The 24,399-nt window shown below is 67.7% G+C and carries 22 protein-coding genes; 9 read left to right on the top strand and 13 right to left on the bottom strand.

Going from position 1 to position 24,399, the window contains the following annotated elements; translation table 11 throughout:
- Positions 1 to 3 precede the first annotated feature (3 nt).
- The 5 genes from ACFOD4_RS07680 to ACFOD4_RS07660 form a co-directional block, all read right to left on the bottom strand.
- The gene (locus tag ACFOD4_RS07680; RefSeq protein ID WP_379595359.1) at positions 4 to 2,025 is read right to left on the bottom strand and encodes a M3 family metallopeptidase; all 2,022 of its coding nucleotides are present in this window, start codon (positions 2,023 to 2,025) and stop codon (positions 4 to 6) included.
- Positions 2,026 to 2,075: 50 nt separating this feature from the next.
- On the bottom strand, positions 2,076 to 3,074 hold the full coding sequence (locus ACFOD4_RS07675; protein ID WP_379595358.1) for a DUF3500 domain-containing protein: 999 nt from the start codon (positions 3,072 to 3,074) through the stop codon (positions 2,076 to 2,078).
- A gap of 20 nt (positions 3,075 to 3,094) precedes the next feature.
- The gene (locus tag ACFOD4_RS07670; RefSeq protein ID WP_379595357.1) at positions 3,095 to 3,751 is read right to left on the bottom strand and encodes a redoxin domain-containing protein; all 657 of its coding nucleotides are present in this window, start codon (positions 3,749 to 3,751) and stop codon (positions 3,095 to 3,097) included.
- Between the two features lie 32 nt (positions 3,752 to 3,783).
- Positions 3,784 to 5,934: a protein-disulfide reductase DsbD family protein gene (locus tag ACFOD4_RS07665; protein ID WP_379595356.1), complete on the bottom strand. Its 2,151-nt coding sequence runs from the start codon at positions 5,932 to 5,934 to the stop codon at positions 3,784 to 3,786.
- A 113-nt stretch (positions 5,935 to 6,047) separates the two neighbouring features.
- Positions 6,048 to 6,377, bottom strand: a complete 330-nt coding sequence (locus ACFOD4_RS07660; protein WP_379595355.1) for an ArsR/SmtB family transcription factor — start codon at positions 6,375 to 6,377, stop codon at positions 6,048 to 6,050.
- Positions 6,378 to 6,473: 96 nt separating this feature from the next.
- Here ACFOD4_RS07660 and ACFOD4_RS07655 point away from each other — a divergent pair, with 96 nt between their 5' ends.
- Together ACFOD4_RS07655 and ACFOD4_RS07650 are read left to right on the top strand one after the other, a co-directional pair.
- Positions 6,474 to 7,541, top strand: coding sequence for an alkene reductase (locus ACFOD4_RS07655; RefSeq protein ID WP_379596052.1), 1,068 nt, complete (start codon positions 6,474 to 6,476; stop codon positions 7,539 to 7,541).
- Between the two features lie 2 nt (positions 7,542 to 7,543).
- The gene (locus tag ACFOD4_RS07650; protein ID WP_379595354.1) at positions 7,544 to 8,566 is read left to right on the top strand and encodes an LLM class flavin-dependent oxidoreductase; all 1,023 of its coding nucleotides are present in this window, start codon (positions 7,544 to 7,546) and stop codon (positions 8,564 to 8,566) included.
- Positions 8,567 to 8,644: 78 nt separating this feature from the next.
- Here the strand turns inward: ACFOD4_RS07650 and ACFOD4_RS07645 are convergent, their stop codons facing one another.
- Together ACFOD4_RS07645 and ACFOD4_RS07640 are read right to left on the bottom strand one after the other, a co-directional pair.
- The gene (locus ACFOD4_RS07645; protein ID WP_379595353.1) at positions 8,645 to 8,860 is read right to left on the bottom strand and encodes a hypothetical protein; all 216 of its coding nucleotides are present in this window, start codon (positions 8,858 to 8,860) and stop codon (positions 8,645 to 8,647) included.
- A 324-nt stretch (positions 8,861 to 9,184) separates the two neighbouring features.
- A complete protein-coding gene (locus ACFOD4_RS07640) occupies positions 9,185 to 10,660 on the bottom strand; it encodes an AMP nucleosidase (RefSeq protein ID WP_379595352.1) in 1,476 nt (491 codons plus the stop codon).
- Positions 10,661 to 10,833: 173 nt separating this feature from the next.
- On the opposite strand from ACFOD4_RS07640, the gene ACFOD4_RS07635 reads away from it, so the two are divergent.
- Complete coding sequence (locus tag ACFOD4_RS07635) at positions 10,834 to 10,974, top strand: hypothetical protein (RefSeq protein ID WP_379595351.1); 141 nt, start codon at positions 10,834 to 10,836, stop codon at positions 10,972 to 10,974.
- 10 nt (positions 10,975 to 10,984) lie between these two features.
- Here ACFOD4_RS07635 and ACFOD4_RS07630 read toward each other — a convergent pair whose 3' ends face one another.
- The 4 genes from ACFOD4_RS07630 to ACFOD4_RS07615 form a co-directional block, all read right to left on the bottom strand.
- Positions 10,985 to 11,773, bottom strand: coding sequence for a hypothetical protein (locus ACFOD4_RS07630; RefSeq protein ID WP_379595350.1), 789 nt, complete (start codon positions 11,771 to 11,773; stop codon positions 10,985 to 10,987).
- An 80-nt stretch (positions 11,774 to 11,853) separates the two neighbouring features.
- Entirely contained in the window at positions 11,854 to 12,180 is a 327-nt protein-coding gene (locus ACFOD4_RS07625) for a hypothetical protein (RefSeq protein ID WP_379595349.1), read from the bottom strand.
- Positions 12,181 to 12,308: 128 nt separating this feature from the next.
- On the bottom strand, positions 12,309 to 13,196 hold the full coding sequence (locus ACFOD4_RS07620) for a MurR/RpiR family transcriptional regulator (protein ID WP_379595348.1): 888 nt from the start codon (positions 13,194 to 13,196) through the stop codon (positions 12,309 to 12,311).
- The gene (locus ACFOD4_RS07615; RefSeq protein ID WP_379595347.1) at positions 13,196 to 13,909 is read right to left on the bottom strand and encodes an HAD-IIA family hydrolase; all 714 of its coding nucleotides are present in this window, start codon (positions 13,907 to 13,909) and stop codon (positions 13,196 to 13,198) included. The genes ACFOD4_RS07620 and ACFOD4_RS07615 overlap by 1 nt, the downstream gene beginning before the upstream one ends.
- Positions 13,910 to 14,060: 151 nt before the next feature.
- On the opposite strand from ACFOD4_RS07615, the gene ACFOD4_RS07610 reads away from it, so the two are divergent.
- From ACFOD4_RS07610 to ACFOD4_RS07590, 5 genes are read left to right on the top strand one after another with little or no spacing between them, the layout of a single operon-like run.
- The gene (locus ACFOD4_RS07610; protein ID WP_379595346.1) at positions 14,061 to 14,990 is read left to right on the top strand and encodes an ABC transporter permease; all 930 of its coding nucleotides are present in this window, start codon (positions 14,061 to 14,063) and stop codon (positions 14,988 to 14,990) included.
- Positions 14,987 to 15,859 (top strand): ABC transporter permease, encoded by an 873-nt coding sequence (locus ACFOD4_RS07605; RefSeq protein WP_379595345.1) that lies wholly within the window; start codon positions 14,987 to 14,989, stop codon positions 15,857 to 15,859. The genes ACFOD4_RS07610 and ACFOD4_RS07605 overlap by 4 nt, the downstream gene beginning before the upstream one ends.
- Positions 15,860 to 15,875: 16 nt before the next feature.
- The gene (locus tag ACFOD4_RS07600) at positions 15,876 to 17,432 is read left to right on the top strand and encodes an ABC transporter substrate-binding protein (RefSeq protein ID WP_379595344.1); all 1,557 of its coding nucleotides are present in this window, start codon (positions 15,876 to 15,878) and stop codon (positions 17,430 to 17,432) included.
- A gap of 12 nt (positions 17,433 to 17,444) precedes the next feature.
- On the top strand, positions 17,445 to 18,296 hold the full coding sequence (locus tag ACFOD4_RS07595; protein WP_379595343.1) for a metallophosphoesterase family protein: 852 nt from the start codon (positions 17,445 to 17,447) through the stop codon (positions 18,294 to 18,296).
- 5 nt (positions 18,297 to 18,301) lie between these two features.
- Positions 18,302 to 19,954, top strand: a complete 1,653-nt coding sequence (locus tag ACFOD4_RS07590; RefSeq protein ID WP_379595342.1) for an ABC transporter ATP-binding protein — start codon at positions 18,302 to 18,304, stop codon at positions 19,952 to 19,954.
- An 18-nt stretch (positions 19,955 to 19,972) separates the two neighbouring features.
- On the opposite strand, the gene ACFOD4_RS07585 is transcribed toward ACFOD4_RS07590, so the two are convergent.
- Both ACFOD4_RS07585 and ACFOD4_RS07580 read right to left on the bottom strand, forming a co-directional pair.
- Positions 19,973 to 21,892, bottom strand: coding sequence for a DNA/RNA non-specific endonuclease (locus ACFOD4_RS07585; RefSeq protein ID WP_379595341.1), 1,920 nt, complete (start codon positions 21,890 to 21,892; stop codon positions 19,973 to 19,975).
- 112 nt (positions 21,893 to 22,004) lie between these two features.
- A complete protein-coding gene (locus ACFOD4_RS07580) occupies positions 22,005 to 23,210 on the bottom strand; it encodes an acyltransferase family protein (RefSeq protein ID WP_379595340.1) in 1,206 nt (401 codons plus the stop codon).
- Between the two features lie 236 nt (positions 23,211 to 23,446).
- On the opposite strand from ACFOD4_RS07580, the gene ACFOD4_RS07575 reads away from it, so the two are divergent.
- The coding region (locus ACFOD4_RS07575; protein WP_379595339.1) for a HAMP domain-containing protein at positions 23,447 to 24,399 on the top strand (953 nt) is incomplete at its 3' end.

The following is a 24,399-nucleotide window of genomic DNA, read 5'->3' as shown; positions in this document are numbered from 1 at the left end:
GCTTCAGTTTTCGTCCAGCCCGCGGTGGCGCAACAGTGCCGCGATGTCCGGCGCACGTCCGCGAAAGGCGGTGTAAAGCGCCATCGGGTCGCGCGTATCGCCTGCCGAGAGCAGCACGCGCAGCCGCTCCGCCATGGCCGGATCGAACGGGCCGCCGGCGCCGGTGAAGCCTTCGAACCCGTCGGCATCCAGCACCTCGGACCAGAGATAGGCATAGTAGCTCGCGGCATAGCCACCGCCGGCGAAGAGGTGTTGAAAATGCGCCGGGCGGTGCCGGATGCCGATCTCGGGCGGCATGCCGATGCCGGCCAGAAAATCGCGCTCGAACGCCTCGACGTCGATGCCGGCCGGATCGGGATGCCGGTGCAGCGCCAGGTCGATCAGCGCCGAGGCCAGGTATTCCACCGTGGCGAACCCTTGGTTGAAGTTGCGTGCGGCCAGCAGCCGCTCGATCAGCGCCTCGGGCACCGGCTCGCCTGATGCATGGTGCAGGGCATAGCGGCGCAGCGTTTCCGGCAGGGCCAGCCAGTGCTCGTAGATCTGCGAGGGCAGCTCCACGAAATCCCGCCTCACGGAGGTGCCGGACTGCGAAGGATAGCGCACCCGGCTCAGCAGCCCGTGGAGGGCGTGGCCAAATTCATGGAACAGCGTTTCGGCATCGTCGAAGGACAGCAGGCAGGGCTCGGCGCGGGCGAAGTTGTTGTTGTTGACAACAATGGCGGAGATCGGAGCGTCCAGTGACTCCTGGTCGCGGTAGCTGCTCATCCAGGCGCCGCTGCGCTTGTCGGCACGTGCGTAAGGGTCGGCCAGGAAGATGCCGACATGCCCTTCGGCATCGCGCACCTCGTAGGCACGCACATCCGGATGATAGACGGGTGCGTCCGGCAGTTCATGGAAGTGCAGGCCGAACAGGCGCGTGGCGGTGTCGAAGGCAGCCTGCTGAATGTTCTCCAGCACGAAGAAGGGCTTCAGCGCCGCCTCGTCCAGCCCATGATCCCGCTGCCGCACCCGCTCGGCGTAGAAGCGCCAGTCCCAGGGTTGCAGCGGTTCTTCGAGCCCCTCTGCGAGGGCCAGCGCCAACAGCGTGTCGCGCTCGGCGCTCGCGCGGCGACGTGCGGGCTGCCACACGGCGTCCAGCAGGTCCTGCGCCGCTTCCACCGAGCCGGCCATGCTGTCGGACAGGCGGAACCCGGCGAAATCCCTGGCGCCTAGCAGCTTCGCCCGCTCCGCCCGCAGCGCCAGGATCTCGGGGATCAGCGGGCGGTTGTCCTGCGGGCCAGGATGGGTGCCGCGCGCGATCCAGGCTTCCCAGGCTTGCCGCCGTAAGTCGCGCCGGGCCGAAAAGGCCAGAAACGGCTCAACCAGCGAGCGGGCCAGGGTGATGGCGTAACCGGGAACGCCGCGCTCCACCGCCGCCTGCGCCGCGCCGGCCCGCAGGAAGTCCGGCAGCCCGTCCAGATCGGCTTCCTCCAGCGCCAGGTGCCAGGACTTCTCGTCATGCAGCACGTTCTGGGCAAAGGCGGTGTGCAGCACGGCCAGCCGCTCGGAAATGGCGGCCATGCGGGCCCGGCCTTCCGGCGCAAGGGCCGCACCCGCCCGCACCAGTCCCAGATGCGTCCGCTCCAGCAGCCGAAGCTGATCCTCCTCCAGTTCCAGCCTGTCGCGCTCGCGGAACAGCGCCTCGACGCGGGCGAACACCCCCGCATCCAGCGCAACCCGCATGCCATGAGCGGCGAGGCGGGGCGACCATTCACGGTCCAGCGCCTCCAACGCCGGGCCGCCCAGGCTGACGGAAAGGTTGGCGAACAGGGCATGCACCCGTCCCAGGGCCCGCCCGCTCCGCTCCAGCGCCTCGATCGTGTTGGCGAAGCCGGGCTCGGCCGGATCGGTGCCGATGGCCGCGATCTCTTCCAGCTGCTCTTCCATCGCGGCTTCGAAGGCGGGCGGAAAATGCTCGGGTTGGATGGAGCCGAAGGGCGGCAGGCCAAACGGAGTGGTCCAGGGGGCGAGAAGCGGGTTGGTCATGCGACTATCGGGGCAGAAGCGCCCCCCAGCGGTCAAGGGGGGCGCGGAATTCAGCCCAGCGTCGGTCCGCCGAAATCCAGGCCAGGGCGGCGATAGAGCGTATGGACGTGGTCCGGTCGCCCGCGCGTGCTGTATTCGATGAACAGGCCATCGCCCTGCAGGCGGTAGGCCTGCTGCGCATCTTCCTCCAGCCCGCCGGCCCAGGCGAAGCGGAGGGTGGTCCGCCCCGAACCGGAAACCCGCGCCAGCTCCGGCCGGGCCAAGTCGGCAGGCAGGTGCATCAGGTAGGTTTCGGCAAGGCCGAGCATCAGGTGGCGCTGCGTCTCGGATGTCAGGGCCGCGTAGGGAAGGCCCACCAAGTCGAATTTCGTGGAATCGCGTCCTGGCCCGGCCTGGATGTCGCGCGGCACCGGGCCTGGCATCCGGGCCAGCGCCATCTGCGGCTCTGCCAGGCTGCGAGCCAGGTCGCGCGCCATATAGCGCTCCCGGTCCAACGGGGCGAGGCCGGCGTGTTCGCCCCGCTCGACCTCCATCGGATCGGCGCACACGCAATGCGGCGTGGCAGACAGGATCTCCGTGCCGCGCATGGTGAAGTTCAGCGACAGGTGATGCCCCTCCAGCCGCCAGCCCCACGCACCGCCGGAGGCGGGATCGCCGAACAGGGCAACGGCATAGGCACCCGAGCCGCCGCCAGACCCGCGCGCCGCACGCAACTCATCCGCAAGCTGCATCACGCCGCGCGCCTGGGTCAGGCCCGCCGGGCTCAACCCGGACGCCAGCAGTGCCCCCGCCAGTTCCTGCTCGGTGGACCGCATGGAGCCGAGGTTGAGCCCTTGGCGCGGGCCGGGCGTGTAGCGCCATTGCCTCCGCAACGGGGCATCGAAGGCAAAGCGCAGGGCGTCGCGGCTGGCGACGCTGCTGCCTTCCAGAAGGGCGACAGCCGCGTCCCGCATCCGGACGCCGCTGTGCTGGCGTGGTGGCGCGGCCTGTGCCGCCATTCCCACAGGCAGGGCAAGGCTGGCCAGCGTGCGGCGGGAGAGGGGAGGCATGACGCGGCTACGGCGCCCGCTCAGGCGGCGTATTTCACGTTGCAGCCATAGGGACGCGTCACCGCGTTCTGCACCGGCCGGCCTTCGCGCACGGCCTGGAAGGCATTGCGGAAATGCGGTGTCGCCTTCTGCAAGTCCTCGACGCGGGTGGAGGCGATGGAGTCGATCCCGCCCATGTAGAGCAGCGTGCCCTCTGCGGAGATGATGTACATGTGCGGCGTGGTCTGCGCGTTATAGGCGCGTCCCATCTCTCCTTCAGGGTCGAGCAGCACGGCGGTTGGCGCTGCCTCGCGCGAGCGGGTCAGCTCATTCGCCTGCGCCGCCGGCACATGGCCCTGTTCGCCGGGCGCCGAAGAGATCACCGACAGCCAGACGCCGCCTGCATCCGCCACCTCCCGCTGCAGGTTCTGCATGTTGGACGCGCCGTAATGCTTCATGACGAAGGGGCAGTCATGGTTGGTCCATTCCAGCACAACCAGCTTGCCGCGCAGCGCGGACAGGCTCCGGGTGCCGCCATGGCTATCAGGGCGGGAGAAGTCGGGCGCCGCCTGGCCGATGCGTGGGGCGGCGGCGGCAGGTGTGCCACGCAGCAGCAGCCCGGCGCCTGCCAGGCCTGCGGCACCGAGGATCAGCTCGCGGCGTCCGGCATGCGGGAGAATGGCGGGAGTTTTCATCATAACGCTCGTCTCCTGTAGGGTGGCGATGCGGTTCAGCGCGCGGGTCCGGCCTGCGCCGTGCCGCGGGTGCCCAGGGTCGCAACCAGCAACCCTTCGGTCAGCACCGGGGAGAGGATCTGCGGCTCGGCGCCTCCTCCCGCCGGGTAGAAAGCGTAGAAGGGCAGCCCGTCGCGGCCGAAGCCCCGCAGATACGCCGTGATCTCCGGGTCCCGGTTGGTCCAGTCGCCCTTCATGTACACCACGCCATGGTCGCGCATGGCGGTCTTCACAGCCTCGGTCGACAGGGCGGTGCGCTCGTTGACCAGGCAGGTGATGCACCACGCGGCCGTCATGTTGACGAAGACCGGCCGTCCTTCCTGGCGCAACTCGGTCAGGCGAGCGGCCGAATAGGCTTCGAAGCCCGCCTGAGGCCCCGCAGAAGCTGCGCCCGGTGGCGTCGCGCCGTGCAGTTGCGGCAGCAGGGCGAAGCTGCCGAGCGCCGCCAGCGCCGCGCCGCCGCGAAGCCAGGGCGCCCGACCCCCGCAATTCTGGGCGATGCCGAAGAGCCAGGCGGCGACGGCCACCAGGATGGCCCCGGCCAGCGCCACGACCAGGCCGGGATCACCCGACTGCTGTACCAGCACCCAGAGCAGCCAGGCAGCCGAGGCGTACATCGGGAAGGCCATGGCCTGCCGCAGCCGCACCATCCAGGTGCCGGGGCGGGGCAGCAGCCGCGCCAGCCGGGGAAACACGCCGAGCAGCGCGTAGGGCAGGGCGAGGCCGAGCCCCATCACCAGGAACAGCGTCAGCGCCATGGCGGGTGGCGCCGCCAGGGCAGTGCCGATGGCAGCCCCCATGAAGGGCGCCGTGCAGGGTGTGGCCACCACCACGGCCAGAAGTCCGGTGAAAAAGCTGCCGCCATGGCCCCGGCGCCCCGCCAGCCCCTGGCCGGCCCCGGCCATCCCCTGGCCGATCTCGAACACGCCCGAAAGGTTCAGGCCGATGGCCAGCATCAGCCACAGCATCGCGGCAACAAACAAGGGCGACTGGAACTGGAATCCCCATCCCGCCGCGTCGCCTCCCGCCCGCAATGCCAGCAGCAGCCCGGCCAGCGCTGTGAAGGCCGCCAGCACGCCCAGCGTGTAGAACAATCCTGCCAGCCGCACCTCCCGCAGCGCGCCGCCCGAAAGCCGCGCCACCGCGGTCGCCTTCATCGCCAGCACGGGAAAGACGCAGGGCATCAGGTTGAGGATCAGCCCGCCCAGCAGGGCAAACAGTGCCGCCTGCCAGAAAGGTAATCCGAGCGGGGCAGCTGTGCCGCCGGGCATGCCGGCCGGCGCGGCGGTGCCGATGCGCGGCGCGATCTCCAGCCAGCGGGTCTGGCCCGAGCTGTCGGTCAGGGCCAGCAGGCCGGGCAGCTGTGCTCCGGTGTCCAGCGCCTGGCCCTGCGCCAGGGCCAGGATGAGCTTGCCATCCTCCACAGCCAGCCGCTGCGGGGCCGCGTTCTCGATTGCGCCCCATTCATCGGGGAAGAAGAAGGCCTCGCGCACCGCTGGCGCGCCGAGCCCCTCGCCCTGCAGGGTCAACGCAAGAGCCTCGCCCTCGGCCACAACCGCGGACGGCCAGGGGCTTGCGATGGGCCTGCGGGCATCTGCGATCGCAAAGGCCCCGGCAACATCGCCGCCGGACGGGGTGCCCTGGGCGGCCACGGGAATGTCGAGGCGGAACTCGCCTTCCTCGGGGATGCACTGATCGGCACAGACCAACCAATTGGCCGTGGCCTTCACAGGCAGGCTCTGTCCCGGCTGAGCTCCTGCCGGAACGGTGACGGTGATCGGCAGGGTGATCTCGTTCTCGTATCCGAAGTTGACCAGCGGGCCGAAGGGCATGCGCGACGGGCCGGGCCAGGCGATGCCGGCGGCGCTGGCACCTTCCGGAAGGTCCAGCGCCACCTCGGGCGCGGCGCCGGCATCGCCGGGATTCTTCCAGTAGGTGTGCCAGTGCGGCGCCAGCTTCTGCCGCAGCCCGATGCGGAAGCTCTGGCCGGGCGCAACAGTGGCGGCCTCGCTGATCAGCGTGACGGTGGCGCGCGGGCTCTGTGTGGGAGCGCTCTCCAGCGCGGCGGCGGGTTGCACGACCAGAAACAAGCCGAGCACCGTGGCGAACGGCCAGGTGGAGGCAAAGCTGTTGCGCAATGCTGGCATGCTTGTCTCCCCGCGGACCAGCCGGGCGGCCTGTCCCGTCACGAAACATGAAGCTTCCGTCATGCTCCCTGCCGAACGGTGGGGAGTCCATCCTTGAAATGTCAGAAAGGGTATCATGGCCGCGGATCCACTTCCGGCGAGGTCTGGGCCTGGCGCAGCACGGCGTGAAGCAGGCCCGGGAAGCGAACCTCGAATTCGGAACGCAGCATCACCTGGCACCGCGTCCCTTGCCGTCGCTGGCAGACCAGCCCGGCTCCGCGCAGAACCTTCAGGTGATGCGACAGCGTAGAGGGTGCGATCGGAAGGTCGAAATCGCCCCAACCGCGCTCGGCGCCGCAGGAAAGGGCACAGAGAATGCGCAACCGGACCGGATCGGCCAGCGCCGCAAGGGCCTCAGCCAGCGTCACTGCGGTCAACTCGGGGTGCGGGTAGGGGTCTTGCATTCCTGGCCTTGGCCTCCCAATCCTCTTGTATCATTCGATGGGTATCGAACGAAGCCCATGATCCGATATAGGAGCGTGCCTTTCATGGCGATAGACTTGCCACGCCTGTTCCAGCCCTTGCGCATGGGGGCTTTCCACCTGCCGAACCGCATCGTCATGGCACCGTTGACGCGTTCCCGCGCCACCGATGCCGGCCGCGTGCCGACCGAACTGATGCGCGACTACTACGTGCAGCGTGCCACGGCCGGGTTGATCCTGACCGAGGCCACCTCCGTGACGCCCATGGGGGTTGGCTACGCCCGCACGCCCGGCATCTGGTCGGAGGAGCAAGTGGCGGGATGGAAGACCATTACCGAGGCCGTACATGCCGCGGGGGGGCGGATTGTCATGCAGCTCTGGCATGTCGGGCGCATCTCCCACCCGTCCTTCCTGGATGGTGCCGCACCGGTGGCACCAAGCGCCATCCGGCCTGCCGGCCATGTCTCGCTGATCCGGCCGCAGGTGGAGTACGTCACGCCGCGGGCACTGGAGACGGGGGAGATTTCCGGCATCGTCGAGGCTTATCGGAAGGGTGCCGAGAACGCGGAGCGCGCCGGCTTCGATGGCGTGGAGATTCATGGTGCCAACGGCTATCTGCTCGACCAATTCCTGCAGGATGGAACAAACAGGCGCCTGGATGGCTATGGCGGATCGGTGGAGAACCGTGCCCGGCTGATGCTGGAAGTGACGGATGCGGCGATCTCGGTCTGGGGCGCCGATCGGGTCGGCATGCACCTGTCGCCGCGCGGCGACAGCCACGACATGGGCGACAGCGACCTGGCCGCGACCTTCACCCATGTGGCGCGCGAACTGGGCCGTCGAAAGATCGCTTTCCTGTTCGCTCGCGAGCATGGAGGGGCGGACCGCATCGGTCCTGTGCTGAAGCAGGTCTTCGGCGGCGCCTTTATCGCCAATGAAGGCTTCACCGCCGAGCAGGCCGAAGCCGACCTCGCTGCGGGGCACTCCGACGCCGTGTCCTTCGGCAAGGCCTTTATCGCCAATCCCGACCTGGTGGAGCGCCTGCGCCAGGGCGCGCCGCTGAACCCGCTGGACAAGGCAACCATGTATGGCGGGGAGGCCGCCGGCTACACCGACTACCCCGCTCTGGATGCGGTGGCCGCCTGACCATGCTGCAGTTCGGGCTCGACACCTTTGGCGATGTCACGGCGGGGCCGGATGGCGTCTTGCAGCATCCTGCCCAGGTGCTGCGCGACCTCCTGGAGCAGGCGGTACTGGCCGATGAGCTGGGTATCGATGCCATCGGCGTCGGGGAGCATCACCGTGATGATTTCGCCGTGTCCGCGCCCGAGGTGGTGCTGGCCGCCATGGCGGCGCGCACGAAGCGCATCCGGCTGGGCTCGGCGGTGACCGTGCTCAGCTCGGACGATCCGGTGCGTGTGTTCCAGCGTTTCTCGACGCTGGACGCGCTGTCCAGCGGCCGGGCTGAGGCCATCCTTGGCCGCGGCTCCTTCACGGAATCCTTTCCTCTCTTCGGCTATGCGCTGGAGGACTACGAGGAACTTTTCGAGGAGAAGCTGGATCTCTTCGCGAAGCTTCGGTCGCAGGCGGGTGTGACCTGGCAGGGACGGCTGCGCCCCGCCCTGCACGATGCCCGGGTCCAACCGCCCGTGGAGCGGCCACCGCTTGGCGCCTGGGTGGGCGTTGGGGGCAGCCCGCAATCGGTGGTGCGGGCCGCTCGGCACGGCCTGCCCATGATGCTCGCGGTGATCGGCGGTGATCCGCAGCGTTTCCGCCCCTTTGTGGATCTCTACCGGCAGGCCTGCGAGAAGCTAGACCAGCCGGCACTTCCGGTTGGCGTGCATTCCCCTGGCCATGTGGCGGCCACGGATGCCGAGGCGCGTGACAGCTTCTGGCCGCACTACAAGATCATGCGCGACCGCATTGGGCGTGAGCGCGGCTGGCCCCCGATGCAGCGGGCGGAGTTCGAGCGGGAGATCGCCGAGGGCTCACTCTATCTCGGATCGCCCGACACGGTGGCGCGCAAGATCGCGGCGACCGCCAAGGGCCTGGAGCTGTCGCGCTTCAGTCTGAAATACAGCGCCGGGCCGTTGCCGCACGACGCCATGATGCGCTGCATCGAGCTCTACGGCCGCGAGGTGATACCGCGGGTCAGGGCACTGCTCGGCTGAAGGCGGCGGCAGGCTGGCGACACGAGAACGCCCCGGGAAGAATGCTCTTCCCGGGGCGTCGCGCATGGCCCAAGCGGATCAGTCGGCGTTACCGGCCGTCGCAGTGTCGGCGCTGAAATGGCCGCACCAGTCATCCGCGGACACCACCGGCCAGAGGCCATGTGCCTTCTCGTCCGGCTGGTTCACTGGCGGGTTGAAGCGGCACAGACCGTCCTCGGTCTTCTGGTGTGCAGCGTGGGTGTCGAAGAACTTGCACTTGGTGCAGGCGACATCGTGAGTGCTGGCCATCGACATGTTCTTTTCTCCTGTAATGGCAGGGACTGCCCTAATAACCAAAGCATAGGCGACTTCGTTTCCAGCAAGCAAAGCCTTATTTTCAAAGGATTTGTTGAGACTGAATTGCAAGTTCTCCAAAAATGCGAGTGATTTTCAGTTCCACTTTCAACTATACTTGAGCCAGCCCTTCTTGCACCCACTAAGTGTCTGATCCGGCTTGCAAGCAGCGCCAACTGTCCAGATGGCGAACAACGCCACCGACGCGCCTCCGCAGGTGGCGCAGTCAGGTGATTCTCACTTGCAGACGAAATTTTTCTCTGCTGTTCCTCTGCCGGACAGCGATCAGCGGAAAGGTGGCTCGTCGAATGCCCGCAGTTTGCGCGAGTGCAGCGCCGTGAGTTGCTCGCGCAAAATGCCGAAGGTGGCGATCCCGATAGCCAAGTGCTCGCTCACCGCGCGCTGGTAGAAGGCGGTGGCGGCGCCGGGCAGCTTGATCTCGCCATGGAGCGGCTTGTCGGACACACAGAGCAGCGTGCCGTAGGGCACGCGCAGCCGGTAACCCTGAGCCGCCAGCGTGCCGCTTTCCATGTCCACCGCGATGGCGCGGGACAGGTTGATGGCCAACCGTTCCTGCGAGAAGCGGAGTTCCCAGTTGCGATCATCATAGGAAACGACGGTGCCGGTGCGCAGACGCCGCTTCAGCGCCTCGCCGGCCTCGCCGGTCACGGTGGCCGCAGCCTGTTGCAACGCCACCTGCACCTCGGCCAGGGCAGGCACGGGAATATCAGGCGGCAGCAGCGCGTCCAGAATGCGGTCGCGGCGCAGATAGCCATGCGCCAACACGTAGTCGCCAATCTCCTGGCTTTGCCGCAATCCGCCGCAGTGGCCGATCATCAGCCAGCAATGCGGCCGCATCACCGCCAGGTGGTCGGTAATGGTTTTCGCATTGGAGGGGCCTACACCGATATTGACAATGGTGATGCCGTCTTCCCCGTCCTTGCGGTGGAGGTGATAGGCCGGCATCTGGAAACGCTGCCAGGGCGCCTCCGCCACCAGCAGGGCGGCTTGGTCCGGCGTATGGACGCGGGTGATCTCGGCGCCACCCGGCAAGACGAGGTGGCTGTAGGAGCTGCCGGGATCGGCCAGCTCGCGCAGGGCCCAGTCCACGAACTGCCCGATATAGCGCTGGTAGTTGGTCAGCAGGATCCAGGGCCGGAGGCTGCGCCAGTCTGTCCCGGTGTAATGCTGCAGCCGGCGCAATGAGTAATCCGTGCGCGCCGCATCAAACAGGGCCAACGGGCGGGGCACACCATTGCGGAAGCGCCACAGCCCGTCGGGCACCTCATCGCCTACGGAGGAAAGCATGGGCACGGGAAAGTGCCGCGCCAGCGCCGCCGCCGACACGCCGCCCCGCGCCAGCTCGTCGCCACCTTCCAGCACGTAGGGGTAGGGGATTTCCTGATCGCTGGGGAAAACGCGCAGCTCGGCGCCGTACTCGGCCATCAGCGGCTGGAGCTGCTGCAGCAGATAGGGGCGAAAGGCGGCCGGGTTGGTGATGGTGGTGGCGTAGTCCCCTTCCACCTGCAGCTTGGCCCAGGCGCGGCGGGTCTGCGGCGGAGGACGATCCGGAGCCCAGCGCAGATGCAGGGCCGGGTAACGGAAGGCCGCACGCTCGGTGGCGCCAGGGGGAATGCCGTCGGCAATGAAGCGGTCGAGCGCCATGCGCTCGGCGGCGATGGCGGCATCGTACAGGGCTTCCAGCCGGTCGACGGCCTCTTCGGCGGTGGCGCAGATCGGGGCGGTGGACAGGTCGTTCATGGCCGCATTGTAGAGGAGGCGCGGGTTTTTAGGCAGGCCGGGAACATCGCGCCGATGAAGGCGGCAGGGTCGCCTTAACCTGATCTTAACAAATCTGCGCCACAAGCCTGCTCGGCGTCCGCCTGGCGGTGGTCGCTGTTCCACCATCCCCCTGATGCACCGCAAGGCCCGAAATGATCGACGCCGTGTTCGACTGGATCGATTTCGGGCTGCTCCTCGCAGTCGGCTTCGTGTTGGCCGGCACGCTGTTCGGTGGAATGATGACCCTGCTGGAAGGCGGGTGGTGGCTGTTGCAGCAGCTGCTTCCCGGCTGAGGAACGTGCCTTAAAGCATGCGGCTCCCTGTATTCCGGCCGGCAACGTAAGCATCCGCTTCCGGAGCGGCTTGGCCGAGGCTCAGCCGGATCGAACTCACCTGCCGATCCTGCACCAGATGCAGCAGCAGGGCCCGCAGCAGCAAGGCGGCGCCGAGCAACTCTCCCGTTTCCTCCAGCGTCACCAGCAGCGTCATCAGTGGCGTGCGCGCGATGGTTTCCAGATCGGCATCGCGCAACGCGGTGTCTGGCCCGGCCTCATGGTGGATCACGGCCGATTCGATCATCTCCAGCCCCAGCGCTGCACCCACGAACACGGATCCGGCCACGATGAAGCGGAGCAGCGTGCGGCGCGGCAAGGCAAAGGCCAACTTCAGGCACAGCACGCCGCAGACCACGCACAGCAGCAGGTAGGGCAGCACCCAGCCGATATAGAAGATGCCGCCAAGGTCCATCATGTCCTGCAGCGGAAAGGTCAGCCGGTCATGCAGGGCGGCGCCCTCATCCACGGCCAGGAACACGAGGCAGGCGGTGACAAAGGCCCAGCTGCGCCACAGCCCGTCCCTTTGCTGACGGGCCGACAGGGCGACCAGCCCCGCCGCGGCGGCCGCCGCCAGCAGGCTGCCTGTCGCCACCACCGTCGGCACCGAGGTTTCCTCCAGCATGTTCAGCACTTTGCTGAGGCTGGATTCGCGTTCCTGAAAGGCGAACATCAAACGCGAGGCAAGATGGGCGGCAACAACGGCCGCGATGATCCAGCACTGCATCCGGAAGATGCGATCAATGGCAAGGGCAGGCATGGCGTCTCTCCGGACCGGTAGCGATTAACCAATATGTCATGAAAGAGAGACGAAGCCGTCATAACGATCAGGGGACAGGCTTATTGCCGGACGCTGACCCTCCAGGATTGCAGCATCCGGGCAAGGCGCCTGGCTGCCGCCGCGGCATCCGCCACGGCCGCATTCGGTCGTTCCGGCAAGGTAGGGCCGGGCCCGTAGATTGTGAAAGCAGCGCCGGTCCAGGCCACACCCGGGGTCAGTCCCTGCCAGCACAGGTCGAGCCACCATGTGCCGGCATGGTCGGGGCCGTCGGTTCGTGCCTGCAGCGTGGGAAGGTGGCGGCCCAGAAGGGTGAGAAACTCGGCCAAGGGCAAAGGGGCACCGTCAGGCAGGTCAGGCAGTGGGGCATCGGCGCCGTCGAACGGCATGGCGGGGGTCCTCGAAACGTGCCCCGCCAAAGCCGGGACACGGCAGGTGGCAGGATGTCCCTTCCTCCGGGCGGCAAAGAGGCATGCGCCGCCGCAGGGATGCCATAGTTGCGACCGCGGTGCCGGTGCTACAATCGCTTGGCCGACAGCACTTCGAAGGTACGCTCCAGCGTCGCCACGCTGCGGTCGTAGCGGTGCATGGCGAGGCTGGCGATCAGCGCATCGACAACGGCCAGCTGCGCAATGCGGCTGGTCATTGCCTCGGTGCGGAAGCGGGTTTCCCGGGCCATGGTGTGCAGCACGATATCCGCATGCGCCAACAGCGGGGAGCGGCCATAATTGGTCAGGCAGATGGTGGTGGCGCCGGCCTCCTTGGCCAGCCGCGCCGCCGCCACCGTTTCAATGGTGCTGCCGGAATGCGAGATGGTGAGCACCGCCACATCCGGCCCCGTCAGCGCCGCACTGATGGCCATGACATGAGAATCGGTGACCACCTTGGCCTCGATGCCGATGCGCAGCAGACGGTAATGCGCATCCTCGGCGATCGGTGCGGCGCTGCCGATGCCGTACACCTCCACCCGCCGTGCCTTCAGCATGGTCGCCACCGCATTATCCAGCATGGCGAGATCCAGCACCTTCTGCGTGTCCTGCAGGGCCTGCTGCCCGCTGCCGAAGACCTTGCCGATGATGGCCGCCGTGTCGTCGCCCTGCGCCAGATCTTCGTGGATGAACTGCACCGGCTGCACCACCTCGCGCGCCAGGGCCAGCTTCAGCTGCTGGAAGCCGCGCGCGCCGATGCTCTGGCACAGGGCGATGACGCTGCCTTCCGAGACACCGCAGCGATCGGCGACTTCGGTGACGGACATGGTCACCACGGCCTCCACATGATCCAGAATGAAATCGGCGATGCGGCCGGCCTTGGCGGGCATGGTGGGGCGCAAGGCACGCAGCTTCTCAATGGCGCCGGTGAACAGCGCGGCGCTGGCTTCGCCGCGGCGGTCATGCGGGCCGGGCATCAGGCCGCACGGTCCAGGAAGCCGCCGGCGGGCACCGGCACGAAGCCGATGCCGAGGCGCGTCGCGCCCACCCCATCGGTTGCCGGATTGTCGCCCACCATCACCGTCTCCTCCCGTCTGGTGCCGAGCCGCGCCACGCCTTCCAGGAACAGGGCCGGCCCAGGCTTGCCGATCATGCGATGCGGCACCGGGCCTGTGCAGGCGAGCAGCGCCGAGAGCAGGGCGCCGGTTTCCGGCACCACCGCGCCGCCCGGTCCGGGATGGGTCCGGTCAGGGTTGCAGACCACCAGCGATGCGCCGCGCAGCACCGCGTTCGCCGCCTGCCGCAGCTTGTCGTAGTTGAAGCGGCGGTCGCGGCCCAGCAGCACGACGTCCGGATGCTCCTGAACCGGCACCAAGCCTTGGCGGCGCGCATGGCGCTGCAGCGCGGCACTGGCGAGCAGCAGAAGCCGCCCGCCCGGGTGTTCGGTCGCGACGGCTTCCACGGCCAGCGCGCCGGCCAGCAGGATGCGCGTGGCCGGCAGGGCAAAGCCGAGCTGTGCAAGACGCCGCGACAGCTGGAGCGGCGTGTGTTCCGCATCGTTGGAGACAATGGCGCAGCGCGCGCCGATGCGGGCCACAAGCGCCGCCGCGCCCGGCAGAGCCCGGTCGCCCGAGATCAGCGTGCCATCGAGGTCCAGCAGCACCCCGCGTGCCTCCAGGATCCGTTGCATCGTGTCGCATGACCTCCAGTGAATGAGATTTCCTCAGCATAATCGGTAAGTCATCCTGAGGCCAATTCACCGAACCGCAGCGCAGCCGTCACGCGCCTGTCACGCTGCGGCCCTAGACGGGGCGCCAGAGCCTGAACCGCAGGAAGGGTACATGGCACGCTTCCTCACCAAACGGCTGCTGCGCCTTCTGCTGACCCTCTGGGTCATTGGGACGGTGGTGTTCTTTGCCACCCGCCTCAGCGGCAATCCCATCGACTTCCTCATGCCGGAAGGGCTGGACGGGGCATCGCGCCAGACCATGATTGCCTATTGGGGCCTCGACCGGCCGTTGCACGAGCAATACCTGCGCTTCTGGTCCGCGCTGCTGCAGGGGGATGCCGGCCTCGGCCTGGCCGAGCGACGGCCCGTGGCCACAATCTTCGCCGAGCGTGTCGCGCAGAGTGCATCGCTGCTGCTGGCGACGCTGGCGCTCACCATCGTAGCCGGCGTGCCAGCCGGCATTCTGGCCGCCATCTGGCGCAAGCGGGCGCGCGGCAGCGCCATCCTGTTCCTGGCCTTCCTGGGCTATGCAACCCCCAACTTCGTGCTCGGTATCCTGCTGATCCTGGTGTTCTCCTTCTCACTGCACTGGCTGCCCAGTTCCGGCTCCGGCACGCTGGCGCACTATGTGATGCCGACGGTGACGCTGGCAGCCTTCTTTATCGCGTCCCTTGCCCGATACACGCGCAATGCCATGCTGGACGTGCTGTCGCAGGACTACATGCGCACCGCACGCGCCAAGGGGTTTTCCGAGGGGCAGGCCATCCTGCGTCACGGGCTGGGCAATGCGATGATTCCGGTGATCACCGCGCTTGGCCTGCAGGTCACCACGCTGGTCTCCGGCGCGGTGGTGGTAGAAACGGTGTTCGCTTGGCATGGCATCGGCGATCTTCTTGTGGGTGCCACGCTGCAACGCGACTACCCGGTGCTGCAATTCGGCGTGCTGGCGGTGGCGGGCGCGGTGGTGCTGGTGAACATCCTGGTCGATGTGGGCTACGCCGCCATCGATCCGCGCGTTGGTCTGGCGGAAACGATCCGGTGAGCACCGCGAGCTCCGCTTCCCCGCCACGCCTCCGCCTGCCTGATGCAGACTGGCCGATGCTGGCCGCCGGCGCCCTGGCCTTGCTGCTGCTGATGCTGGCGCTGCTCGCACCCTCCATCGCGCCCCTCGATCCCGACCGGCAAAGCCTGATGGCGCGACTGCGCCCGCCGCTGGGCTTCGACCGCGCCGATCCCCGCTTCTGGCTCGGCACCGATCAGCTCGGCCGCGACATGCTGTCGCGCTGCCTGCACGGGCTTCGGCTCAGCCTGTTCCTGGCGCTGTTCGGAACACTGACTGGCCTCGTCATCGGCACGCTGCTCGGCATGGCGGCTGCGCTGGGCGGCAGGATCGCCGATGCGCTGATCATGGGGCTGGTGGATGTGAAGTTGTCACTGCCCTTCACTCTCGTGGCTTTGGTGGTCATCGCCTTGGCGGGCAGCAGCGTTCCGGTCCTGGTTCTGGTGCTGGGCATCGCCTACTGGGCTCATTTCGCTCGCCTCGTCCGGGCGCAGATCATGGCACTGCGTGAGCTGCCCTATGTGGAGGCCGCGCGCTCCGCCGGCGCGTCCGGCTGGCGACTGGCCAGGGTGCACATGCTGCCCAACATCGCCTCGCCGATCGTGGTGATGACCACGCTGAACTTCTCCAACCTCATCCTCCTGGAATCGGCGCTCTCCTTCCTCGGCCTGGGCGTACAGCCGCCCACAGCGACGCTCGGCTCCATGGTCGGGCAGGGGCGCGACTACATGGCCTCCGCCCCGTGGATCGTGGCCGCTCCAGGGCTGCTCATCGTCATCGTCTCGCTCACCGTCATGCTGCTGGGCGACCATCTTCGCGACCGTCTCGACGTGCGGCTTCGCGACCGCTGAACAAAGGGAACCGATCATGCTCACACGCCGCACCCTGGGCCTCGGCGCGCTGGCGGGCCTTGGCCTGCATGCCATGCCGCGCGACGCGCATGCCGCGCCCGGCGAGCTGCGCGTCGGCGCACAGAACCTGGCGCCCTGGCTGGATCCCGGCCGAGACTTCTCCAATGTCGGCTCGCAATTCTACTGGAATGCCTTCGACCCGCTTATCGGCAAGGACCACACCAGAGCCGAGAGCGTCTGGCAGCCCGGCCTGGCCACTGCCTGGAAGCAAGTTTCTCCGACCGAGATGGAACTCACCCTGCGCCAGGGCGTGAAGTTCCACGATGGCGGCGCCATGACCGCCGAAGACGTGGTGTTCTCGCTGGACCGCATCATCAACGCGACATTTCCGCCCTACACGGTGCGGCAGCGGGACACGGTGCCGAACATGGCGAAGGCCGAAGCCTTGAACGACACCACCATCCGCGTCACGGCCAAGCGCCCTGAGCCGCTTTTCGAGACGCTGCTGAACGCGCAGCAGCTGATGATCGTGCCGAAGCGCTACATCGCCTCTCTGGGCGAGGGCAACGCGGCGTTCGAGGCCTTCGCACTGAAGCCTGTGGGCACAGGCCCCTACCGCATCGCCGAGTTCGTGCCCGGTCAGCGCGTGGTCTACGAGCGGTTCGACGATTTCTGGGGCGAGAAGGCGCCGTTCCGCCGCGTCACCATCCGCCGCATCCCGGAGTTGTCCGCGCGCATCACGGCGCTTGCGAACAACGAGGTGGACCTGATCACCAACCTGCCGCCGGACCAGCTCTCCACCGTCGCCGGCAACCGCGCATTGCGGGTCGAGAGCCTTGTCACGCCGCTGTTCCACGTCGTCATCTTCAACACGCAGCACGAGAAGATGCGAAGCGCAAAGCTGCGGCAGGCGCTGTCGCTGGCGGTGGACCGCGACACGCTGAACGCCGCGCTGTGGGACGGCAAGGCCGTTGTGCCCCACACCCACGCCATGGCGCAGTTCGGTCCACTTGCCATGCCGGAGCTGAAGACGTTTGCGCATGACCCGGACCGCGCGAAGGCCCTGCTGAGGGAGGCCGGCTACAACGGCTTCCCCATCCGCTACGATACCGCGACGATGTACTACACCAACGGGCTTGTCGCGGCGCAGGCGATCCAGGAGATGTGGGGCGCCGTCGGCGTGAAGATCGAACTGAATGTCGGCGATGCGTGGACTGGCACCGATCCGACCATGATGGCGCGCAATTGGTCCAACCCGATGTACTACCCGGACCCGGCCGGCTGCTTCGGCACCATGTGGGGACCGACCGGGAACTCGGTGACCGAAGGCCGCTTCAAACCTGATGCGGAATATGTCGCGGAGTGGGAGCGCTTCCGCTTCTCCACCGACCTTGCCGCGAGACAGAACAGCTACGGCAAGCTGATGCAGGCGATCGCCGATGACCCGCCGGTGCTGCCGCTCTACCAGCCCTACGAATCGTTTGCCATGCGGGGCAACGTTTCATGGCGTCCCCTACCCGGTCACATCCCCTATGTGCTGGATTTCCGCGCCGGCCGCGTGGCGATGGGCTGAGGAGAGCCGCTCATGACCCGCATTGCCATTGTCACCGACATCCATCATGGCGAGGACAGCTTTGCCAAGAAGGGCAGTGCCGCACTGCACCTGATGGCGGAATTCGCCCGCTTTGTCGCCGACGCCAAGCCCGACCTGGTGCTCGACCTCGGAGACCGTATCAGCGACCGTGACCACGGCACCGACCTGGCACTGGAGCGGGAGGTGGCGGAGGCCTTCGCCACCATTGAGGCGCCCATCCTGCACATCAACGGCAATCACGACCGCGACCATCTGAGCGTCGCGGAGAACGAGGCCATCCTCGGGCAGCCGCTTGGCCATCGCGTGATCGAGGCGGGTGCGTGGAAGGTGGCGATGTGGCGCGCAGACACCTGCCTGCTCCGCCCGCAGGGCTTCTTGCTGCAGGAGGCTGACCTGATGTGGCTGGACCAGGTGGTGCGCGAGGCGGACCGCCCATTGCTGATCGCCAGCCACGTGCCGCTGTCAGGCCATGACATGACAGGCAATTACTGGTTCGAGCGCAATCCGGCCATCTCCCGCTATCCCGGTACCGAGCGTATCCGCGCGGTGCTGGCGCGCGCGCGCGTGCCGGTGGCCTGCGTCGCCGGGCATGTGCACTGGAACAGCCTGACGATGGTGGATTCGATTCCCCACTTCACGCTGCAATCGCTTGTGGAGGTCTCCACCACCACGCCGGACCCTGCGGCGGCCTGGGGGCTGATGCAACTCGATACGCGGATCGACTGGGAGGTTTTTGGTCTCGATCCTTTCGCGGCAAGGCTGGACGCGGCGCGCACGGCGCGCCGGCCGATGCCTTGCCTGCCGGTCTTTGGGGCCTTTCAGCCGCTGTCCAAGGTAGCCTGAGGCACATGGCCCCCCTGCTCAGCGTCGAGAACCTTTCCGTTGCCTTTGGCCGGCCGGATGCGGCCAAGCCGGTGTTGCGCGGCGTGTCCTTCGCCGTGCAGCCCGGCGAGGTGGCGGCCATCGTGGGCGAGTCCGGATCCGGCAAGTCGGTCACCGCTCTGTCGGTCATGCGGCTGATCGGCCGGGAAGGCGGCCGCGTCACCGGCGGCCGCATGATCTTCCGGCCCAATGACGCGGAGGCGGTCGATCTCGCTGCATTGGAGGAGCCTCGGCTGCGGGCAATGCGCGGCCGCGACATGGCGATGATCTTCCAGGAGCCCATGACCTCGCTGAACCCGATCCAGACGATCGGCAAGCAGCTGGCGGAAGTCCTGGTGCTGCATCGCGGGCTTTCAGCTGCCATGGCGACCGAGGAAGCGCGGCGCATGCTGGACCGGGTCCACATGACCGAGCCGGCACGCCGCCTCACGCAGTACCCGCACGAGTTGTCGGGAGGCATGCGGCAGCGCGTGATGATTGGCATGGCCCTGCTGTGCCGCCCACGTCTGCTGATCGCCGACGAACCGACCACGGCGCTCGACGTCACGGTGCAGGCGCAGATTGTCGCGCTGATGCGCGAGATGCAGCAGGAAACGGGCACGGCCATCCTGTTCATCAGCCACGACCTGGCCCTGGTGTCGCAGGTGGCGAGCCGGATCATTGTGATGCGCCAAGGCGAAGTGGTGGAGGATGCATCGCGCGAGGCGCTGCTGGCCAGGCCGCGTGTCGCCTATACCCGCACCCTGCTGGATGCGGCGCCCCGGCCCGGGCAGGACGGGCCGGCACCGGCTCCGCGCGGCACGGCGCCCGTCCTGTCGGTGCGTGGGCTGGGCAAGAGCTTCGCCACGTCCCGCGGGCCCGTACACGCGGTGCACGACGTTTCCTTCGACTTGCATGAGGGCGAGACGCTGGCGCTGATCGGCGAATCCGGCTGCGGCAAGTCCACCACGGCGCGGGCCGTCATGCGGCTGATCGAGCCGACGGCCGGACGCATCGAGATCGGCGGGCGGGACGTCACCCGGCTTGGCCCCCGTGCCATGAGGCCGGTTCGCCGGGAGATCCAGATGGTGTTCCAGGATCCCTATGCGTCGCTGAACCCGCGGCTTTCCGCCTTCGAGCTCGTGACCGAACCCCTGGCCATCCACGAGCCGCGCATGAAGCGGGAGGAGCGGCGCGCCCGGGCGGAGGCATTGCTGCAGCGGGTGCGCCTGCCACCCGACAGCCTGCAACGGTATCCGCACCAGTTCTCCGGCGGGCAGCGGCAGCGCCTCTGCATTGCCCGCGCCCTCAGCCTCAACCCGCGCATCCTGGTGGCGGATGAGGCCGTATCCGCCCTCGACGTTTCGGTGCAGATGCAGGTGGTGGGATTGCTGAGGGAGCTGCAGGAAAGTCTGGGGCTGTCCTGCCTGTTCATCTCGCACGATATCGGGGTGGTGGAGCGCATCAGCCACCGTGTTGCCGTGATGCGGGCAGGGCGGATCGTGGAAATGGCCACGGCCCGGCAGATCCTGGAGCAGCCGCAGCAGGCCTATACGCGTGAGTTGATCGCGGCAGTGCCCCGCCTGGCGATTCCGCCGGCCGCCGCCCCGGCCACCCTCCCGGTGCTGACACCAGGGTGACAGCTGTCAGCCTTTGCATCAGCCAGGAATGTCGGCGCGCGCCCGGATCTCGGTGATACCGGCACCGACGGCTTCTCGGCGGGTCCGGCGCCCGCCATCCCGTTCATCCGCCAGGCGCAGCGCGCCGAAATCCAGCCCGGTGCGGCGGCCGATCTCCTGCACCGGAACCCGGTAAAGACGGAATTCATCGAGGCCGAGGCCCTCAAGGCGGTGAAGCAGGTCCTCCTGCGTCAGCAGAAAGCCGCGCGCCACCAGCCGGTTCTTCCGGTCCGCATCGCGGCAGGCAACGATCTTCCAGAAGGCGCGTGGGATCTGCACGCCGCGATAGGAGGGATCCTCATCCTCGAAGAGGGGCCCGGCCACGACGGAGACGCGCAACCGGTCGATCCGCGTTTCTTCCATGATGGCGTCTTCCAGCTGGCCCCACAGCCCGCCCGCGCCGCTCTGGTTGAAGCCCTGGTGCTGGGGTGTGATGTTGGTGAAGTAGAAGGACTCCCGGTTGGCGGCCTGAGCCTCGGCATCCGGCCCCCAAACCAGGTCGGCCCGCCGCGCCAGATGCCCGCGATCCAGCCGATTGTTGGCATAAAGCCTGTCACCGGTCTGGTGGTCGTCGTCCACCTTGGGATCGTTGCTGAAATCCAGCCCCTTGCGGCCGTAGCCCTTCAGGGAGCGCCCGTCGATGTTCCAGGCTACCCACAGCGCCAGCTTGCGCGCACGGCTCATGGACAGCGAGAAATGCGTGTGATGCACCGCTGTCTCGCCATCCTCCAGCACCAGCACATCATGGGCGAGGGTTGGGCCCGGCTTTGGCAGGGCGATCTCGTCCTCCAGGAAGCGGGGATCGAAGCCGAGGCCGGAAGCCTGACGCACCGCCTCGGCTGAGGGCCGATCCAGGCTGACCTCCAGTTTCTCCAGCGCGGCGTGGGCTTGGCAGGCGATGGCATGGTCGCTGCCCTGCCCGTCGCTTTCCCCGGCGAAATGCAGGCCGAGCATCACATCCGTCGAGCGGCCGCGTGCGTCACTGGCCATCCAGGCGGAGCCGGAATCCCCGCCCATGCTGATCTCGCCATCGGCTGCGGGATGGCGCGGATCGGGGCCGATCTCGAAGCCGCCGATGTTGCGGAAGCCGGTGGCCCCACCATAGTCGAGCCGCACCATCACCTCGATGCGCGCCACGCGGCCATGGGTAACGCCGGTGGTGCGGCCCGACTTGACCACTGTATCGCCGAGCTCGGCCTGCCCCACTTGCCTTGGCGCGACGTCGAGCCCGATGATCTCGGGCGCGATGCCCCGTTCCTCCAGCCGCACTACCGCGCAATCGCCGGCAGCACCCAGATGGCTGCGCAACAGTCGCCCCGCACCGTTCCGCTCGGTGCGGTTGTTGTCGAACGGGCCGGGCTGCACGATGCGGTCGCCGATACGCCCCTCCGGACCATGCAGGACGTGCCAGTTGGAGAGCCCGAGCGCCGAACCGTCCTGCAGATCATAGACAATGGCGCCGAGCGTGCCGGCCGTTCCCCGCTCATGCGCGATGGAACAGCCCGGGCGAACGGGGTCGAGGCGCTGCTTGCGGACATCCTTGGCCATGCGCTCCGGTGTCACCAAGCGCCAGGCAGGGCTGTAGCGGCGCTCCAGCACGTCGGTGGGCACCTCGACGCCATCGATGGTGATGCTGCCTGGCAAGCTTTCGAGACGCTCGGCCTCCAGGGATTGGGGCTCCAGCTTCCGCCCCACCGTGAATTGTACGCAGAGCCGCCCGGTATCGCGCCCGGCGGTGACTTTGTGGCCAATGCCGATCGAGGTGACATTGGGTTGCCGCAGGTAGTCGGGACCTTGGCTGCGGATGAAGCGGCGCAGAGCCGCCTCATCCGGGTGCGCCGGATCGGCGCTGCGGCTGGGGTTTGATCGCGGGCTGTTTGATCGCGGGGTGCGCGCCATGCCGGCCTCCTGCCAGGAGGGGCCCGTGCCGGGGACGGCAGGTCACCCCTTTCACCGTTCCCCATGGCCCTTACAGGAAGCGGTTCCAAGTGGCGACCGCGTCACGCAAGGGTCATGAAGCCTCGTTGCCCCGGACCTGTCCAGGTGCCGCGGCAAGGGTCGGGGCACGAACCGCCGGCCGCACACCGTTGAACAGCAGGGCCAGCAGAGGCGACCGGCGCACCAAGCGGTGGAAGCCCCAGGAAGCGGCGAAGGCCACCACGGTGATCAGCGCGAACTCCACCAGCGCCGGCAGCGGCACATAGAGAAAGGCCAGTCCCAGCCAGCAGACAAACACGACATGCACCAGGTACATGCTCATCGCACCCTGCACCATTTCGCGCGAGAAGGCGGTGGAACGATCGAGCCACATCCGTGCCGCGGAGAACAGCACATGCGCGGCCAGAACGCCCACGATGGGCATCAGGAAATAGGTAACGATGCGGGCAATCGCGGTTTCTTCCGGCTGCGTCACCGACATCACCGTGGCAGCAACAACAGCGAGCACCCAGATCACCGGGCGCGGGCGGGTGAAGTGCTCAAGCCAGGACAGCCGAAGTGCCAGCAACGCGCCGGCCAGGAAGACCAGCAGGTCTGCCATGAACAGCGCGGGGATCATGATGTTGCCGAGCAGGTAGCTTGCTTCCAGTGCGGCCGCCACCACCGCGGTGCCCAGGGTGGCGATGCCAAGCCCGAACAGCCCCAGCCAGCCAAGCCAGGGGCGACGCTCCAAGGCGTCCTGCGCCGCACCGATCGCCCATTCCAGCCGCAGTGGGCCGCGCATCTGCCAGACCAGCGCCAGCAAGCCGCAATAGGCCAGCAGATAAATCAGGAACCAGAGATGCACGGTCCAGTTTTCGGTGGGATGCCGCGCCTCGGCCAGCAATCCGGCCAAGGCGTAGCCGAAGCCGCCCTGCGCGGTGGCAGTGGCCAGAACGATCAGCGGGCTGATCAGCAGCAAGGAGGTGAGCAGCGGCACGCCGACGCGCCACAGCCGCCCCTGGAACCATCGTCCGACGCCCTGCCGGCGGATCATCAGCATGCTGAAGAAGCCGGCGAGCAGAAAGAAGACCGGCATGCGGAAGGTGTGGCTGAACTGCAGGAACCCGGTCACAAGCATCGACTCGTCGGGCGAGTCGATGATCCAGGCCGCATGCGAGGCGTAGATGAGCCCCACATGGTACGGGATGCCGACCAGCATCAGGATGGCCCGGAGCTGGTCCAGGTAGTCCCAGCGCTGCGCGGGTGGCGCCACGGGATCAGGGCTGGTTCGGGCCACGGGCGTTCCCTTAGGCATTGCAATGCTTCCGTTTGCCGGTTCACGGGCCGACTGGCCCGAAGTAGGACAGTCCGAGGTTAACAACATTTAGTGTAATTCGGTGCAACAAATGCAGCTAATCGAGACAGTGTTATTGAGGGGCGCCGCAGCGCGCAGTTAACTCAATCGTCATCCGGAACGATGCATTCTGACGCCGGACCTCTTCACTCGAAGGGGCGCGGGGAAGAGATCATTCAATGCCGGACATGCTGCGCCGATCTCTCGGTGCCCGACTTTACATGCTGCTGGGTTTGCTGGCGATGGCAGCCCTTGGTGCCGCCGGTGCAGGCGGCTGGGCCTTGCAGGACATGCAGGTCACTTCGGCCGACGCGGCGCGCGCCGCCCGTGCGGCACGGCTGGCGGAGCGGGTGAACGGCCATATCTTTGCGGTGGTGGCCGAATCGCGTGGCATCTACCATGCCCGCGATGCCGAGGATGCCCGGCGCTTTGCCGCGCCGATGGAAGCGACGCTGCGGCGCCTGGAGCGCGACCTCGCCGCATGGCGGCCACTGGTGCCGCTGTCGCGGCAGACAGAGTTCGCCCGGGTGGAGGATGCCACCAACGCCTTTGTTCGGTACCGCACCGAGACAATCCGCATTGGCCTCGCGGAAGGGCCTGCCGCCGCCAATGTGCAAGGCAACAACGAAGCCAACCGCGCGAATCGCCGCGCCCTGAACGAGGCGCTGGAGAACAGTGCCGGAGCCGCCGAATCCCTGGCGGACGAACTGTCCGCCCAACTGGACGCCAGGGGTGAGCGGCTGACGCTGCTGCTCGGACTGGGTGCCGCCGGCGCCGTGCTGGTTGTTGGGCTGATCGCGCTGACCACCGTGCGCCGCTCCGTGCTGCGGCCTTTGCTGGGCATGACGGCGCGGCTGGGCACCATGGCGGAAGGGGACCTGGCTTCGCCTATCGCGGATCGGGATCGGGCCGACGAGATCGGCCGCCTGGCACGCGCGGCGGAAACCCTTCGTCTGGGGCTGCAGCGGGCCGAGGAGCTGGCGGTCGAGCAGCAGCAGCAGCGTGCCGTCCAGCTGGAGCGGGCCACAGCGCTGGATGGTCTGGCCAGCCGGTTCGAGAGCTCGGCCGGGGCCATGATCGGGCGCCTCTCGGCCGCGGCCGCGCAGCTCAATAGCACGGCGCGGACCATGTC

Source organism: Teichococcus globiformis (genome assembly GCF_042646265.1).
GTDB lineage: Bacteria > Pseudomonadota > Alphaproteobacteria > Acetobacterales > Acetobacteraceae > Pseudoroseomonas > Pseudoroseomonas globiformis.
The sequence above is the reverse complement of the archived record's forward strand: the minus strand, read 5'-3'. Positions and strand labels throughout refer to the sequence as shown.

What these genes read in the sequence shown, in the direction of transcription:
- ACFOD4_RS07680 (WP_379595359.1), bottom strand. Translation starts at nt 2,025, where the DNA reads ATGACCAACCCGCTTCTCGCCCCCTGGACCACTCCGTTTGGCCTGCCG.
- ACFOD4_RS07675 (WP_379595358.1), bottom strand. Translation starts at nt 3,074, where the DNA reads ATGCCTCCCCTCTCCCGCCGCACGCTGGCCAGCCTTGCCCTGCCTGTG.
- ACFOD4_RS07670 (WP_379595357.1), bottom strand. Translation starts at nt 3,751, where the DNA reads ATGATGAAAACTCCCGCCATTCTCCCGCATGCCGGACGCCGCGAGCTG.
- ACFOD4_RS07665 (WP_379595356.1), bottom strand. Translation starts at nt 5,934, where the DNA reads ATGCCAGCATTGCGCAACAGCTTTGCCTCCACCTGGCCGTTCGCCACG.
- ACFOD4_RS07660 (WP_379595355.1), bottom strand. Translation starts at nt 6,377, where the DNA reads ATGCAAGACCCCTACCCGCACCCCGAGTTGACCGCAGTGACGCTGGCT.
- ACFOD4_RS07650 (WP_379595354.1), top strand. Translation starts at nt 7,544, where the DNA reads ATGCTGCAGTTCGGGCTCGACACCTTTGGCGATGTCACGGCGGGGCCG.
- ACFOD4_RS07645 (WP_379595353.1), bottom strand. Translation starts at nt 8,860, where the DNA reads ATGTCGATGGCCAGCACTCACGATGTCGCCTGCACCAAGTGCAAGTTC.
- ACFOD4_RS07640 (WP_379595352.1), bottom strand. Translation starts at nt 10,660, where the DNA reads ATGAACGACCTGTCCACCGCCCCGATCTGCGCCACCGCCGAAGAGGCC.
- ACFOD4_RS07635 (WP_379595351.1), top strand. Translation starts at nt 10,834, where the DNA reads ATGATCGACGCCGTGTTCGACTGGATCGATTTCGGGCTGCTCCTCGCA.
- ACFOD4_RS07630 (WP_379595350.1), bottom strand. Translation starts at nt 11,773, where the DNA reads ATGCCTGCCCTTGCCATTGATCGCATCTTCCGGATGCAGTGCTGGATC.
- ACFOD4_RS07625 (WP_379595349.1), bottom strand. Translation starts at nt 12,180, where the DNA reads ATGCCGTTCGACGGCGCCGATGCCCCACTGCCTGACCTGCCTGACGGT.
- ACFOD4_RS07620 (WP_379595348.1), bottom strand. Translation starts at nt 13,196, where the DNA reads ATGCCCGGCCCGCATGACCGCCGCGGCGAAGCCAGCGCCGCGCTGTTC.
- ACFOD4_RS07615 (WP_379595347.1), bottom strand. Translation starts at nt 13,909, where the DNA reads ATGCAACGGATCCTGGAGGCACGCGGGGTGCTGCTGGACCTCGATGGC.
- ACFOD4_RS07610 (WP_379595346.1), top strand. Translation starts at nt 14,061, where the DNA reads ATGGCACGCTTCCTCACCAAACGGCTGCTGCGCCTTCTGCTGACCCTC.
- ACFOD4_RS07600 (WP_379595344.1), top strand. Translation starts at nt 15,876, where the DNA reads ATGCTCACACGCCGCACCCTGGGCCTCGGCGCGCTGGCGGGCCTTGGC.
- ACFOD4_RS07595 (WP_379595343.1), top strand. Translation starts at nt 17,445, where the DNA reads ATGACCCGCATTGCCATTGTCACCGACATCCATCATGGCGAGGACAGC.
- ACFOD4_RS07590 (WP_379595342.1), top strand. Translation starts at nt 18,302, where the DNA reads ATGGCCCCCCTGCTCAGCGTCGAGAACCTTTCCGTTGCCTTTGGCCGG.
- ACFOD4_RS07585 (WP_379595341.1), bottom strand. Translation starts at nt 21,892, where the DNA reads ATGGCGCGCACCCCGCGATCAAACAGCCCGCGATCAAACCCCAGCCGC.